Annotated in this window: 1 protein-coding gene; it reads left to right on the forward strand. The window is 54.6% G+C overall.

The window, feature by feature from the left end; all coding sequences use genetic code 11:
• Window positions 1–245: hypothetical protein (locus KIP88_RS46250; protein ID WP_214494691.1), on the forward strand; the 245-nt coding region annotated here is incomplete at its 5' end.
• Between the last annotated feature and the right edge of the window lie 61 nt (window positions 246–306).

Raw genomic sequence — 306 nt, forward strand, 5'->3', positions numbered from 1 at the left:
TCACAGGTGCCACGGAATTTGGGATTGCGGGAGCGACCAATGCTCGTGACAGAGATTTGGGACGGGATCGGACATTCCCGCTTTGGAAGTCAGCAATGAGCTATCTGCAAGACGGTATTGATCAGCTAAGTTCCGTAGCGGCGCTCCCGTCAATAGCGGTTCTTTTTCTTATCGCCAGCATCTTAGGCTGGTACATGGGCAGCCTAATCCAATGGCTGCGGCGCCGAGCAAAGCTGACGCTATAGCTGTGAAGGTAAGTCACGTCTGTAGAAGCGGAAGCGCGCGTGACGGCGCTTAAGCAGTTCC

Source organism: Bradyrhizobium sp. SRL28, assembly GCF_018596315.1.
Lineage (GTDB): Bacteria > Pseudomonadota > Alphaproteobacteria > Rhizobiales > Xanthobacteraceae > Bradyrhizobium.